Raw genomic sequence first — 14,855 nt, forward strand, 5'->3', positions numbered from 1 at the left:
TTTTGTGCATAAGAATTAACATCAATATATGAACTATCTTATATTTAGCAGTATTATCTTTACGACATTAGGTATTTTCTTTTCACCATCAGTACTGGGAATTGGGGATATCTTATTATTAATCCCCCTTGTTTTTTCAATTTTTTGGGCAAGAAGGAATAAAGTAAAATTACCTTTGCCTAATATTTTCTTATTAGTGACATTTGCAATTGCTGTAATAATCGCTTTCATTGTTATTGATGATAAGATTGTAGCACTTAAGTCGATTAAAAAAGCACGCTACTTCTTGATAGGGGGTTTGAGTTACCTTCCATTTATGTACTTTTTTAAGGAAGGTAAAGGCTTGCTTGAAAAGGCTAGGAAATATTATTTACCATTTGTATTAGTCTGTTTCACGTTGTCAATTGGATATGGAATATATCAAGCTATAATTCAACACGGCTTTGTGATCTCCAAATTATTAAGTATAAGATTAGCGGCGGCTGTCGATATTACTAAATTTGCATATATAAGTTCATTTTTAACTAGCCTACTGACTTCTCTTTTATTACTAGGAAACTTGGATAAGCGTAATAGATTTTGTGGTATTTTAGTTGCTTGTCTAGGTGTATTTGGCGTGTTGGCAGCAAAAACGCGAGGTGCACTACTATCACTTCTTATAAGTTTAAGCTCAACGATATATTTCAAAAGCAAGAAGCTGGCCCTAGTTCTATTCTGCTCTTTCTTTGTCTTAATCGGAATTATGTTCGCTCTTCAAGGTTCAAAGTATGAAAAGTCATTTCGTATGGTGACTCTAATGAATAAGTCTACACAGCATCGAATTGCACTATATGAAGCAGGACTTGCAGTATTTAAAGAGCGACCACTAACAGGCTTTGGCTATGGACAATCAATTAATGAAATTGGAAGAGTTGCAAAAGAAAATAAGATAGAAAATCTTTTCTATGTATTAAGAACACATCATACCTTTTTAGATATAGCTGCAGATATTGGAGTATTTGGCTTACTTGCGTTCTCTGGTTGGTTCTTTTCATGGGCATTTATAACTTTAACAAGTACATCAGTTTTTACAAAGTCCACACTAGCTCTTGTTGTAAATGCTTTTATTTGTGCTCAGTTCGATGTTTTTAATCAGACGAACTTATTTGCTTTTATACTATTAGTTTTTAACTTAAGTATTGTGACTCATAATTTAGAAAAAGAAAAAGCGAGTAAAAATGCATAACATAATCATCGATTTAGAAAGACTTAAGGATTTCCACTCAGGCCTTGGGCAATTCTCGCATCATTTATATAAGAATATTTCGGCCATGACTAAAGCGAGCTATCTTATTGATCGCTCTAGCGCTGATTTGTTTTCAAAGGATGACACTCTTTTTTATACAAATCCTTTACAAAAACTTGGGTTGTTTCTGCCTAAAGCTAAGGTGTGGCATTCGACTCATCAGGATTCATCATATTTTCCTTATAGTAAGAAGCAGAAGACGATCTTAACGGTTCATGATTTAAATTATATTCATCAAAGAGCTCACCGAAAAAATAAGGTAGAGTCTTACATGAAGTATATTGAAAAAAAATTGAAGTATACGGACATTCTGACTTTTATTTCTGAAAGTACAAAGAAAGATTTTGAAAAGTATTTTGATATATCGAATATTGAAAATCATATAATTTACAATGGGCTTACACTCGATTTAAGTTCTGAGCCGAAGAAGCCTGATTTCAATTTTGAAGGTGATTTTTTATTCACCATTTCTAAGCTTCTCCCAAAGAAGAATATTCACGCTATCTATCCACTAATCGAAGCTAATCCAGATTTAAAGCTTATTATCGCAGGTGATAATTCAACTGGGTACGCTAGTGAACTAGTTGAAAGAGCAAAAGAGCTAGGTATCTCTGATCGTGTATTTCTAATCGGAAAGGTTTCAGAAGGTGAAAAATCTTGGTTATATGAGAATTGCAAGGCCTTTTTTATGACAAGCCTTCTTGAGGGATTTGGCCTTCCTGTTCTTGAAGCTCAGTATTTTAATAAACCAGTTTTTATAAGTAATAAGACTTCTCTTCCAGAAATTGGTGGTGATGCAGCTATTGCTTTTGAATCATTCGATGCTGATTCGATGCAGAATTTATACAAGTCTACAATGGAGACGTTTGACGCTAGTACTTGGGAAGCCAAGTGTAGAGAGAACTTGAATAGATTTTCTTGGGAATTAAGCGCACAAAAGTATATCGAATTATATAAGTAAGAAAAAATATTCAGTTTAATGCATAATTTTTATTCCTTGGAGTGCATATACAAACTTCATATTTACGTTTTATGCACACAAGTGAATATTTTGTGGATAATGCTTAGATATATGCACTTAAGTACATATTAGATTGAAGGCCGTGATTTATATTCACTAGAGTGAATACTTGAGTGCTTCGATATGCATTGTAAGGAATAGTCGCACAAAATTTGATTCATGTTATAATTATAAGAAATCAATATCTGTTTTACGGATGAAACAGGGAGAAACTTAATGAGTTATGACAACTTAGACCTCGAGTTTTTTGAGTATGCCAAGACGGCCATCAAACAAAACGATTACTATGACATTGACCTTAAGGCCTTAAGAAAATCACTCGGTTTGAAACAAACTGATCTTATTGGTATTGATCAGCCGGATGTTTCAAAAATTGAAAGTCGTCTTGATTTAAAATTATCGACTTTAAATAAGTATGCCAAGGCGTGTGGGCTTGAGATGGAGATCGTATTTAAGGCTAAAAACTCTGGAAAATTGGTGCAATAAACGATATCTTGAATCCTCATAAATTATGGAGAAATCAGTGAATCAACTGCCTTGGAACAAGTCGTTAATTATCATTCCTACTTATAATGAAATCATGAATATCGAGCGCATGATCGATACTATCTTTGAAAAATACCCAAAGGTATCTCTACTTATTATTGAAGATGGCTCACCAGATGGAACGGCCGATATCGTGAAGAAGAAAATGGAAACAAATTCAAATCTTCACATCATTGAAAGAAAAGGAAAGCTTGGTCTAGGAACTGCATATATCACAGGGTTTAAGTGGGCCCTTGAAAGAGAGTACGATTTTGTCTTTGAAATGGACTGTGATTTTTCTCATGATCCAGACTCAGTAAAAGATCTTTTAGCTGCTGCTCAAGAAAATGATCTTGTCATCGGTTCACGCTATATTGATGGAATTAGAATTATCAATTGGCCGTTTAGAAGACTATTACTATCATACTGTGCTTCAATTTATACGAGATTCATGACAGGTATTCCTGTTCAAGATACGACTGGTGGATTTAAGTGTTTTACACGAAAAGCTCTATCATCTCTGAATCTAGATGGAATAATTTCTAATGGATATATCTTTCAACTAGAGCTTAATTATAAGGTTTGGGCAAAAGGTCTTTCAGTAAAAGAAGTTCCAATCATTTTCTATGAACGTCGTGATGGACAATCAAAGATGGGTGGCGGAATTATTTTTGAAGCTTTCTTTAACGTTATTAATTTAAGACTTAGAAAGATTTTTGGTATTTTATAAATAAATGAAACACTTCTATTATATAAAAAATGCTTTTAAATTTCTGATTCCAAAATGCTGGTATCAAAGCAAAGCACGTAAAATCTTAAGTGCTTATGAGCAAACGCCAGATCAATATATTGAAGATCGAGTCAGCTATTATAATAAGTTAAAAGAACCATTTAAGTTAGAGCTCGAAAATGAAAATACAAATAGAAGACATATTCCTCACGCATTAAAAATTAAAGATTTTAAAAAAGTAGATGGTACAACATACTACTTTGATATTCTTGAGATCATTAGAAATTTCTCTGGCAATTATATGTTTCGATACGAAGCAGGTGATGTCATTGAAGCACCAACAATTCCAACTATCGTAAAGAGTAGGCCTGTTGTCGACAATGAGAACTCTGTTGTTTTAAAACTTAATAAAGTGAGACATTTTAATTTCATACAAGACAAAATCTCATTTGAAGAGAAGCTTGATAAAGTTGTATGGCGTGGAACTAATACAATGCCACATCGAGATATTGTCATTAAGCAGTTCTACGATCATCCACTATGTGATATCGGACAAACAGCACCTAAAAAAGATGTTGCTTGGCTTAAAGATTTTCTAAGTATTGAAGATCAACTTCATTATAAATTCATACTATGTATGGAAGGTAATGATGTTGCTACAAATTTAAAGTGGGCCATGTCTTCTAACTCTCTTTGCATTATGTCGAAACCTAAATATGAAACTTGGTTCATGGAAGGTAGATTAGTGGCCGGCAAGCACTATGTAGAAGTGAAAGATGACTACTCTGATCTACCAGAGAAAATCGAATATTATTTAGCACATCCAGAAGAAGCAAAGCTCATCACTAAAAATGCAAATGAGTGGGTAGAGCAGTTTAAGGATGAGGATAGAGAATTTCTAATCTCACTTTTAGTTGCAAAAAAATACTTTTCATTACAGTAAATTCAGTAAGATACTCCATTAATAGTAATTATTTTATAGTTGTCCTGTCATAATTACAGCTACTTACAGTATCAGTTATTCCAATTTGAAATAAATCATTCCACTTTCGAAAAAATCGAGAAATTTCACTTATGAAATTTTATTTATGTCCCATCAAATACTTAACAATAAGTTTTATTAATAGTTTTTACAGTGTTCATAAATTCTATTGGATTCTGTTGTATGAAGAACTACTAAACAACATTGGGATTAATAGAGAGAGGAGAGCAGAATGGACAAGGTTTTTTTAGAAAGACCTTCGGTTAACGAAGTTTTGCGGGACAAGATCAGAAAATACAAAAAAGAGCACTCCCGCTTAAGTAGCAATCAAATTGCTAGAAGGCTTGGACTTCCACCTTCAACATTTCATCGACTAGAAATGGGTGATGTTAAAAACCCTGGACTCGATATTTGTGTCACAGTCCTTAACGGCTTGTGCTCAAAGAAAGAGACAGCTGAGTTTGTACGTGAGTACTTCCCGGAAGTGCATGAAAGTTTGTATGGGCATTTTCAGGAAACGGCGAGCTTAAAAGAACAACTGCCAACGACTGATAAGTATTTTCAGGAAATTGCAACTTACAAGATGATGTTGAGAGCTAATTCTAAAGCAGGATTAAGTGAAAACTTTATTCTTCAAGAGTATGGAAGAGAAGGGCATAAAGTGTTTATGAAGCTAGCTGCAGATGGTGTATTTATAAACAAAGATGGACGTTTTTATCTAAATCTAGAGGATACAACCTATAGTCTTTATACATCTGCGAAAATACAGTCGAATATATATAAAGAAATGGCTGATGAAGCGCTCGTTACAAATAGAAATAAGCAATGCACTAATTGTTTATGGGTAGAGTCTATAAATAAAGAGAAGGTTGTTCCTCTTTTAAATGAATTAACAGCTGAGTATAACTACAACATGAAAAAAATTATGATGGATCCGAATAATGTCGGCGAAGATCTAATTGCTTACTCTGCATTAGTTAAACTACTTTAGGAGCTCGTATGAGAAAAATTATATTATTTGTATTACTATTTAACCTAAATGCATTGGGACAAAACTTTACAGCACGTGGTGGCGGGACTAGTACGACGGACTGGGATCTTAGAACAGGATCTGGATCAACTACTGGTGATTGGCGTGTTACTGATATTATTGAATTAAATAACAATGCAATTGATTTAAACACACTTAAGCTTTCAGATGTTGGTGAATTCGACTTTGATTCTATAAATGATAGATGGATATTAAAAACTAAGGGCCGAATTTTGAGTGTTAGAAACATTGAATTAATTGATAAGTTTCAAGAAAAGCAAATTGAAGTACTAGATTACTCTATAAATCTTAAAAAAAGTATGAGGAATATGGGAACTAAAATGCTTGAAAAAAGAATTCAACGTGGTGTTAAGTTTAAAGATTATAAATTTAATGATTTCAATTATTAATTTTTAGAGCGGGATTATCCCGCTCTTTTTTTATTTATTTACATAGATCAATATTGATAAATTGGCTTTGAATTTTAGGAAACTTGTATTTTTGATTTATTACTTCACCTGTAAATGGATTTTTTAATAAGTGTTCTTCAAGATTATCAATACTTCCTTTGAATCTTAATACATTAAAATCTTTGTATATTTGCCCTAAACCACTTTTAAGTGGGAAGTGAATTTTTGACTTAGGTAAATATGAAACAATTAAGTCTTCCGTAAGTGATGACTTTTCATCAAACTCTAGAATTGCATTCTGAAAGTTTAATTTATAAGTTTTATCTTCTGATACGAAATCTATATTTTTATAACATTTTAAATTTGTACTAAATTCGAAATTCTTTTGATTGAAATATATATTTTCTTGTACATTATCAGCATCATTAATTGGATAAGATGCAGCTAGGTAACCAAATATAAATGCGTCTTCTGATTCTAATGAGAGACTTATATGATCTATTTTAGATAAGATATCAATCTCTTTCTTTTCACCCTCAAGACTAATCCCTTCATACAACGCAATCTCTTCATGCTTCTTAGTTAAAAAACCAATGATATTTCCATCTTGAGAAATTAGTGAACCGTCTTTTACACCATCACAGTTTTTGATATTTAAGAGTCGTGATTCATTATCAAATGAATTGGCATAGGCGAGTGAAGCGTAAGTGATTTCACAGCTTTGTTTTGTGAGAGCTCCATACTTATCAAAAGCTAGAACTTCTACAAAGTTGTTATCTGAGTTTGGAATAGATATAGATGCCGAGTTTTTAATTTCTTTGGCCGTCGTAAGTTTAAGAACCTTGTCATTGAATTCGTTTGAAAGCTCTTCTTCTACTGATTCAACTTTTACGATTTCGCCATCAGTTGTTTGTATGTGAAAAGTCTCATTTGTGTCGGCACAGTTTTGAGAGATCAATACTTCTGTTTCTGACTTTATAATTCCCGGGCAAGTTACTGATTTATCGAGTGTTTTAACCGCTACAATGCCTTCTGGACAATCCTGTCCTTCACAGAAATTGTTAAGCTTTGCATTTAAAATGACCTTATCTGAATCATTAACAACTGGCCCAACTGGAGATTGAGTTGGAGTGTTGGACTTGATAATTTTTTGCGTATCCTTCGAACACGAGGTCATAGAGAAGGCAAAAATTAAGATAAGTGGTGCGATTAACTTGTTCATAAAACCAATTTATCTAATATTTGAGAATTAGTGTTTGTTAGTGAAATTTATTTATAGGGTGTAAAGAAGTAGAACACGTAGTAAGTGCCTGATTTTATGAGTATTTGTGTGTCGTTCGGGCCTATCGGTCCATTAGTGTCAAAAGTACCAACGTGCTGAATTTATGAGTGCGACTTATGGCCAGATATGTTATGAAAAGGCATGGAAAATCAGGCTTCTAGAGATATTGCTTATATGCAAATGGCGCTTAATCTTGCGAAATTGGGTGAAGGAACAACTTCTCCAAATCCAATGGTAGGTGCTGTCATTGTTAAAGACGGAATTGTACTTGGAAAGGGTTGGCATAAAAAGGCTGGGCTTCCACATGCAGAGCCTGAAGCAATTGCTGATGTAGCCGAAGAACAAAAGGGCGAACTTAAGGGTGCCACAATTTATGTAACTCTTGAGCCTTGTTGCCATACAAATAAAAGAACACCTCCATGTGCACACGAACTTTTAAAACACGGTTTTGCTCGTGTTGTTGTTGCTTGTCTTGATCCAAATCCTCAGGTTGCAGGAAATGGAATCAAGATATTGGAAGCTGCGGGGATTGAATGTGAAGTAGGCGTTCTTGAACAAGAGTCGATGGAGCTTAATCGCGTTTTCTTTAAATCAATGAAAAGTAATCTTCCTTTTGTTCATCTTAAGCTAGCACAAACTCTAGATGGAAAGCTTTCAACAATGACCGGGGACTCGAAATGGATTACTGATGAGTCTGCACGAAAGATGGTTCATTCTTTTAGAAAAAGATACGACGGGGTTATGGTTGGACGTAAAACTCTTAATAACGATGATCCAAGTTTAAATATTCGTTTTGGTTTAGATGATAGTGGAAAGATTCCTTATCGAATTGTGATGGGGTCAATTTCTAAAATGGATCCTCTTTCAAAAGTATTCAATGATCAATACACAAAGAAGACTATCATTGTAACAACTGGAGCAGATTACCAATCAGCACCAGATGATGTTGTTAAATTCTTTACTGAAAAACAGATTCGAATTGTTTTTGCGAAATGTGAAAGAAATGAAATTGTTATTGAAGATGCACTGGCACAACTAAAAGCAATTGGTGTTCATTCGATTCTTGTTGAAGGTGGTGGGATGCTCGCTTCGACTATTTTGAAGAAGCAACTTGCAGATAAGATGACAATTTTTGTAGCGCCTAAAATTTTAGGAAATGGCATAGGTTATTACGATGAACAACTTGATTCGATGGCCGATGCTTTAAATTTTAAAAACGTTGAAGTTAAAAATATAGGATCTCAAGCAATGTTTGAGATTGATACGAGGTCATAGTGTTTACTGGACTAGTTAAAGAAATTGGAAAAGTTGTAAGTGTACGCTCAAATGCTGAGGGGAAACTTATAGAAGTTAGCTGTAAAGAGCTTCTTCCAGAAATTGAAATTGATGATTCAGTTGCAATTAATGGCGCCTGCCAAACTGCTGTTAAAATTACTGATTCTACATTTGTTGTGCAAACAGTACATACTAGTTTGGAGAAAACGACACTTGGAAATTTAAGATCTGGTGATGAAGTAAATCTTGAGCTTGCGCTTCGTGCAAGTGATCGACTAGGAGGACACATTGTTCAAGGTCACGTTAATGACGTTGGTCAAATTGTTCAAATTCAAAGTCGCGGTAACAACTATCTGGTGACAATTAAAGTTAACTCAAAGCAAATGAAATATATTGTGAAAGAAGGTTCAGTAACAATTGATGGAATTTCACTGACTGTAGCGGATGTATTTAAGGCCGACTCGTCATTTCAACTATCAATCATTCCACATACTTGGCAGAACACAGTTCTAAGAAACCGCAGTGTTCAGAGTTTGGTGAATATTGAAGTGGATATCCTGGGAAAATATATAGAAAACTTGCTTTTTAACGGTGCTAGACGTAGTAATGGAGCAAGCACACAAAATTTGGAGTCATTTCTAAATGATTAAATTTGATAAAATTGAAGAGGCCATTGAAGATATTCGTCTTGGGAAGATGGTAATTGTAATTGATGATGAAGACCGTGAAAATGAAGGAGACTTTGTTATGGCGGCTGACCGAATTACTCCTGAGGCAATTAACTTTATGGCGACAGTTGGTCGCGGATTAATTTGTGCTCCTATTACAAAAGAGCGTGCAGATGAATTAGATCTTCCACTAATGGTGAAAGAAAACGACTCTGTTCACCACACAGCATTCACTGTTTCAATTGATGCTGCAAATGGTGGTACTGGTATTTCATGCCAAGATCGTGCATTAACGATTTCACTACTTGCTAATAAAAATTCGACGGCCGATAGTTTTATGAGACCAGGTCACATCTTTCCACTTATTGCAAAAACTGGTGGTGTTTTAGAAAGAGATGGTCACACTGAAGCTGCTGTAGATATGGCCAGAATTGCTGGTTGTTACCCTGCTGGTGTGATTTGTGAAATCATGAGCGCTGATGGGACAATGGCAAAAGCTCCTGAGCTTTCTAAGATTGCTGAGGAACATGGTTTAAAATTTGTAACAATTAAAGACTTAATTAAATATAGAAAAGAAGCACTTGGTGAAAGTGCTGATAATTTGGGAGAAACACATGCCTAGAAATCTAGAAGGTAACTTAAATGCATCTGGAAAGAAATTTGCTGTAGTAGCAGGACGTTTTAACGAACTAATTACAAGCAAACTATTAGGTGGTGCAATTGATTGCATTAAAAGACATGATGGAAATATTGATGAAATGGATATTGCTTGGGTACCAGGTGCCTTTGAAATTCCTTTAATTGCTCAAAAACTTGCTGCTTCGAAAAAATACGATGCTGTAATCACACTTGGTGCAGTTATTCGTGGATCAACTCCACACTTTGATTTTGTTTCTAATGAAGTAGCTAAAGGTATTTCAAAAGTATCACTTGAAACAGGTGTTCCAGTAACATTTGGTGTTTTAACTGTTGATACAATTGAGCAAGCAATTGAAAGAGCAGGAACTAAAGCTGGAAATAAAGGTTGGGAAGCTGCAATGTCTGCAATTGAGATGGCGACACTTCTTAAATCAATCGACTAATCAAATTTGAAAATATAGTAAAAGAAAAGGCCACTCGACAGTGGCCTTTTTTATTGGAAAAAAACGAAAAAGATACAAACTCTATCGGTGTGTGGTGATGAGCTTATGGGCCTAAGTTATAGACTATCATCACCAATGTCAGGTTAATAAATATAAATAAAAATCTAATTAAAAGATCGAGTGATAAAGAAAAATTGAAGCTGCACTTGCTGCATTTAAGTGTGCAACGTAATTTGTTATCGGAATAAATAGCTTCTTATCACAAGCGTCAATTACTTCACGATCCATACCATTGCCCTCATTTCCAATAATTAAAGCAACTTTTTGTGGATACTTATAGTCAGTAATCGATAAGGCACCTTCTTCATTGGCAGTAGCACAAACTGCATAGCCAAGTTTTTGAAGTAAAGAAATGTCATCAATTAAGTTAAGTGACTTACATATATTAGCTTCAAATGCATTTCCCATTGAAACTCTGATACAACGTCTTAGATAAGGAGATGCACTTTTTGCATCATAGATAATGTTATCAAAACCAAAGGCCATTGCTGCCCTCGTCATCGTTCCTACATTTTCTGGAGAAGTTACTCCATTAAAGATAAGTATTCGATCACCAAGTTCATTAATTTTTTTAAGTCCATTTGTTTTAACTTTAGCAAGAATTCCATGATGAAGTTTAAAGCCTGTAATCTCCTCTAAATCATTCTTGTCTTTTATTAGAACGTGCTTGCAGTTGTCATCAATCAAATCTTTATTTGAATCATAAAATTCTTGAGTTGCTATAATCTTTTCAACTTCATGATTTGATCGTAGTGCTTTACACACAACTTTTTCTGTTTCAGCGATACAATAATCTTCTTTAATTAGATTCTTATCTTTTAAATTATAGAATTCTTCAAAACCATTTATCACTTCAGAATTTCCTTTAAAAATTTACCCGTATGAGAAGCTTTAATCTTTGCAATCTCTTCTGGTGTTCCTGTTCCAACAATTGTTCCACCTCGATGACCACCTTCAGGTCCTAGATCAATTATTTGATCAGCTACTTTTAGTACATCTAAGTTATGTTCAATGATAAGAACAGAATTATCACTTTCTACAAGTTCATTGATTGCTTTCATTAATACTTTAATATCTTCAAAGTGAAGACCAGTAGTAGGCTCATCAAGAACATAAAGCGTGTGGCCTTTCGTCGACTTTGCTAATTCTCTAGCTAACTTTAGCCTTTGTGCTTCTCCACCTGAAAGTGTGGTTGCTGGTTGACCTAATGTCATATAACCAAGACCTACATCATTCATCGTCTTTAGAATTTTTCCAAGCCTACGATGATTTTTGAAAAATTCATATCCTTCTTCAATCGTCATCTCTAGAATATCGGCGATAGACTTACCTTTATAAAGAACTGAAAGAGTTTCATTATTATAGCGACGTCCATTACACTCATTACAAGTTACGTAAACATCAGGAAGAAAGTGCATTTCAATTTTCTGTGTTCCATTTCCTTCACATTCTTCACAACGGCCACCTTTAACATTAAAACTAAAACGTCCTTGCTTATAACCGCGGATTTGTGACTCGTTTGTTGCTGCAAATAGCTTTCTTACATCATCAAAGAGACCTGAATATGTAGCCGGATTTGAGTGAGGAGTACGCCCAATAGGTGATTGATCTAATTCAATTACAGATTTAATTTTATCGAGTCCTGTAATTGATTTGTAGTTTGCTTTCTCATAAATTGAGCGATTGATTCGAGTTAGTTTACTCTTAACTGCTGGAATTAAAACTTCGTGCACAAGAGTTGATTTACCTGAACCAGAAACTCCACTGATACAAACAAGTCCACCTAGAGGGAAGTCGACATCAACCTTTTTGAGGTTATTGTGTTCAGCTCCGCGAAGTTTAATAAACTCGTTAAGTTTGCGACGCTCTTTTGGAACTTCAATTTTTACTTTATGATTTAAATAGTCTGCAGTCAGAGATTTCTTCTTTAAGAAGTTCTTAGTTGTTGCATGTGCAACAATTTCTCCACCGTGAACACCTGCACCTGGTCCCATATCAATAATATAATCACTAGCTTTCATTGTATCTTCATCATGTTCAACGACAAGAACAGTATTACCGAGATCACGTAGCTCTTTAAGTGTATGAATAAGTCTTACGTTGTCTCTTTGGTGAAGACCAATGCTTGGCTCATCTAGAACATAGAGAACGCCAGAAAGAGCTGAACCAATTTGAGTAGCTAGGCGAATACGTTGTGATTCTCCACCACTTAGTGTTCCTGCCGAGCGATTAAGTGTTAAATAGTCCAGGCCAACATCATTAAGAAATTTTAAGCGTGATGTGATTTCAACGAGAAGCTTAGCACCAATCTTTTCTTTAATGCCTTCTAGTTTTAAATTATCGAAATATTGATAAGTTTCACTTAAAGGTACTTCACATAATTCAATAATATTCTTTTCCCCAACTTTAGTACTTAGAGCAATAGTGTTAAGGCGGCGACCTTTACACTCTGAACATTTTTGAACACGCATGCTTTTTTCAAGCTCTGAGCGTACTCGCTCAGAAGTAGACTCTTGATACTTCTTATCTAGCCAGTTGATAAGACCAGGGAATGGTTTGGAAAATTCAAAAACTGAATTTTCTGACTTAAATTTATATGTATAAACCTTATCAGTACCTTCAGTAAGAATTTTAAAAATCTTCTTTGGCATTTTTGACAGAGGAAGCTTTAAATCAAAACCTTCTTCTTTAAGCATGCACTCTACCATTTTATGAAGAAAATTATTCTTCTTCGTAAGAAGAGGGATCGCCCCCTTTAAAACCGGGAGTGAGTCATCAAAGATAATTTCACTTAGAACAAATTCTTTTGATTCACCTAGGCCATTACATTTTCCACAAGCTCCAACAGGTGAGTTGAAAGAGAATAGCCTTGGCTCTAGATCAGGAAATACTTCTCCGGTTACATGAGACATATTGATTTCAGAGTATGTGTGGTATTCATCATCTATCATGACGTGAATAATTCCATTTCCTAGCTTTAGTCCTAACTCAACTGAATCAGTTAAGCGTTTTTCTATATCTGCTTTAACTAAGATTCGATCAATAACGACGAGTATCTCGTCAGTTGCTTTAAGCGATTTGATTTCACTACTATCAAGTAACATGATTTCATCATTTACAATAAATCGTGAAAATCCCATTGAAAGATACTTGGCCATTTGCTGCTCAAGTGCTTTTTTGGTTTCATCTGTTATTTCAACTGTAATATGTAATTTTGTCTTTTCAGGTAACTCCATTAGGTCTCTCGTAATTTGACCCGGAGTATAGCTAATAACTTTTTCACCATTGTTTGGATCGTAAAGATCACCAACTCTCGCAAAGAGTACTCTCATATAATCGTAAACTTCAGTAATTGTTCCAACAGTTGATCTTGGGTTTTTACTTGTAGTCTTTTGGTCAATGGCGATAGCCGGTGAGAGACCAGTTATTGATTCAACATCCGGAGCTTGTTGTTGACCTAAAAATTGTCTGGCATACGAAGAGAGTGATTCAATATAGCGTCTTTGTCCCTCAGCATAGATTGTATCAAAGGCCAGTGAACTCTTTCCTGAACCAGAAGGACCTGTAATGACAGTTAATTGATTTTTAGGAATATTGATAGTGACGTCTTTCAAATTGTGAACACGTGCTTTTACTACTTTAATTTCATTATTCATTTTTTAATAACCTTTAATGCTAACTTTAAAACATAATAGCAGCCCATATAATTGGCGCTATCCTTTCCAAAGAGATCAAATGCCGTACCGTGATCAACACTTAGGCGAAGGTAGGGCATTCCCAGAGTGATATTTGCTCCCTTAGATTTAAACATCGTTTTAAATGGCGCTAATCCCTGGTCATGGTACATGTAGACGTAAAGCTTATCGCTTGCAAAACTATCATTTAGAAAGAGTCCATCAGCAGGAAGTGGGCCAATAATTCTCTCTCTCAGATCAAGATCTTTAATAGCTTTAACAATTTCTTTTTCTTCTGTTCCTAGTATCCCACCTTCACCAGCATGGGGATTAATACCAGAAATAATGACATCGTTTAAATGTCCGAAATATTTTTTGTAATTATCAACACAGATTTTAATTTTACTGTGAATAAGCTCATGATTTATTTTTGTTGCGACTTCTCTAAGCGGTATATGATCGGTAATTAATAAAACATTTGCATCATATGACTTAAAGAACATCACGAGATTTTCGTTTTGATATCTTTTACGAAAGTATTCTGTGTGTCCTGAAACAGATTTGCCATCAAAGAAAAGTTCATTCTTAGTTGTAGGCATTGTTACGAGAATGTCATTTGGTCCACATCGGTCACAAGCCTGTTCTAGTGCGTTGTGAGAATAGGGTTTTTGAACAAGTGTATATTTTAATTCGGATGGTAGATCGTTTTTGAATTCATCACCAACATAGAGGTGAAATTCTTCCTGCTGACTTGATGAAAGAAGGCTCCAAGCTTTTAAAAAAACTTCAAGTCCTATTCCTCTTTCATGGCCAGCAGTAACATAGATCATT

Annotated in this window: 14 protein-coding genes and 1 pseudogene; 11 read left to right on the forward strand and 4 right to left on the reverse strand. The window is 34.6% G+C overall.

What is annotated here, in order from left to right:
• The first annotated feature begins 28 nt into the window (after window positions 1-28).
• From ACMAYX_RS14005 to ACMAYX_RS14035, 7 genes are all read left to right on the forward strand, one after another.
• The gene (locus ACMAYX_RS14005) at window positions 29-1,225 is read left to right on the forward strand and encodes an O-antigen ligase family protein (RefSeq protein WP_412472086.1); all 1,197 of its coding nucleotides are present in this window, start codon (window positions 29-31) and stop codon (window positions 1,223-1,225) included.
• Window positions 1,218-2,246 carry a glycosyltransferase family 4 protein gene (locus tag ACMAYX_RS14010; RefSeq protein WP_412472087.1) on the forward strand — a complete coding sequence of 343 codons (1,029 nt, stop codon included), beginning with the start codon at window positions 1,218-1,220 and terminating at the stop codon, window positions 2,244-2,246. Before ACMAYX_RS14005 ends, ACMAYX_RS14010 begins: the two co-directional genes overlap by 8 nt.
• Before the next feature lie 276 nt (window positions 2,247-2,522).
• The gene (locus tag ACMAYX_RS14015) at window positions 2,523-2,792 is read left to right on the forward strand and encodes a helix-turn-helix domain-containing protein (protein ID WP_199177559.1); all 270 of its coding nucleotides are present in this window, start codon (window positions 2,523-2,525) and stop codon (window positions 2,790-2,792) included.
• A gap of 46 nt (window positions 2,793-2,838) precedes the next feature.
• Complete coding sequence (locus tag ACMAYX_RS14020) at window positions 2,839-3,561, forward strand: polyprenol monophosphomannose synthase (protein ID WP_412471064.1); 723 nt, start codon at window positions 2,839-2,841, stop codon at window positions 3,559-3,561.
• A gap of 4 nt (window positions 3,562-3,565) precedes the next feature.
• Window positions 3,566-4,504: a glycosyl transferase family 90 gene (locus tag ACMAYX_RS14025; RefSeq protein WP_412463521.1), complete on the forward strand. Its 939-nt coding sequence runs from the start codon at window positions 3,566-3,568 to the stop codon at window positions 4,502-4,504.
• A 271-nt stretch (window positions 4,505-4,775) separates the two neighbouring features.
• Complete coding sequence (locus ACMAYX_RS14030; protein WP_392910837.1) at window positions 4,776-5,534, forward strand: hypothetical protein; 759 nt, start codon at window positions 4,776-4,778, stop codon at window positions 5,532-5,534.
• Between the two features lie 8 nt (window positions 5,535-5,542).
• Entirely contained in the window at window positions 5,543-5,983 is a 441-nt protein-coding gene (locus tag ACMAYX_RS14035; RefSeq protein ID WP_412471023.1) for a hypothetical protein, read from the forward strand.
• 34 nt (window positions 5,984-6,017) lie between these two features.
• On the opposite strand, the gene ACMAYX_RS14040 is transcribed toward ACMAYX_RS14035, so the two are convergent.
• Window positions 6,018-7,205, reverse strand: coding sequence for a hypothetical protein (locus ACMAYX_RS14040; protein ID WP_412472088.1), 1,188 nt, complete (start codon window positions 7,203-7,205; stop codon window positions 6,018-6,020).
• Between the two features lie 201 nt (window positions 7,206-7,406).
• Between ACMAYX_RS14040 and ribD the strand changes: the two genes are divergently transcribed.
• The 4 genes and pseudogenes from ribD (at window position 7,407) to ribE (ending at window position 10,290) form a co-directional block, all read left to right on the forward strand.
• Complete coding sequence (gene ribD, locus ACMAYX_RS14045; protein ID WP_392993919.1) at window positions 7,407-8,540, forward strand: bifunctional diaminohydroxyphosphoribosylaminopyrimidine deaminase/5-amino-6-(5-phosphoribosylamino)uracil reductase RibD; 1,134 nt, start codon at window positions 7,407-7,409, stop codon at window positions 8,538-8,540.
• Entirely contained in the window at window positions 8,540-9,190 is a 651-nt protein-coding gene (locus ACMAYX_RS14050; protein WP_412472089.1) for a riboflavin synthase, read from the forward strand. The genes ribD and ACMAYX_RS14050 overlap by 1 nt, the downstream gene beginning before the upstream one ends.
• A pseudogene (gene ribB / locus ACMAYX_RS14055) lies at window positions 9,183-9,782 on the forward strand (3,4-dihydroxy-2-butanone-4-phosphate synthase); the annotation flags it as partial. The gene ACMAYX_RS14050 and the pseudogene ribB, both read left to right, overlap by 8 nt.
• Before the next feature lie 40 nt (window positions 9,783-9,822).
• Window positions 9,823-10,290 carry a 6,7-dimethyl-8-ribityllumazine synthase gene (gene ribE, locus ACMAYX_RS14060; RefSeq protein WP_103218567.1) on the forward strand — a complete coding sequence of 156 codons (468 nt, stop codon included), beginning with the start codon at window positions 9,823-9,825 and terminating at the stop codon, window positions 10,288-10,290.
• A gap of 168 nt (window positions 10,291-10,458) precedes the next feature.
• On the opposite strand, the gene ACMAYX_RS14065 is transcribed toward ribE, so the two are convergent.
• Genes ACMAYX_RS14065 through ACMAYX_RS14075 form a run of 3 tightly spaced genes read right to left on the reverse strand, consistent with a single transcriptional unit; the run spans window position 10,459 to window position 14,854 of the window.
• The gene (locus ACMAYX_RS14065) at window positions 10,459-11,202 is read right to left on the reverse strand and encodes a TrmH family RNA methyltransferase (RefSeq protein WP_412471025.1); all 744 of its coding nucleotides are present in this window, start codon (window positions 11,200-11,202) and stop codon (window positions 10,459-10,461) included.
• Window positions 11,199-14,006 (reverse strand): excinuclease ABC subunit UvrA, encoded by a 2,808-nt coding sequence (gene uvrA / locus ACMAYX_RS14070; RefSeq protein ID WP_412471026.1) that lies wholly within the window; start codon window positions 14,004-14,006, stop codon window positions 11,199-11,201. The genes ACMAYX_RS14065 and uvrA overlap by 4 nt, the downstream gene beginning before the upstream one ends.
• Window positions 14,003-14,854, reverse strand: coding sequence for a PdxA family protein (locus tag ACMAYX_RS14075; RefSeq protein ID WP_412472090.1), 852 nt, complete (start codon window positions 14,852-14,854; stop codon window positions 14,003-14,005). Before ACMAYX_RS14075 ends, uvrA begins: the two co-directional genes overlap by 4 nt.
• Between the last annotated feature and the right edge of the window lies 1 nt (window position 14,855).

The sequence above is a fragment of the Halobacteriovorax sp. RT-2-3 genome (genome assembly GCF_047085075.1).
In the GTDB taxonomy this organism is placed as follows: domain Bacteria; phylum Bdellovibrionota; class Bacteriovoracia; order Bacteriovoracales; family Bacteriovoracaceae; genus Halobacteriovorax_A.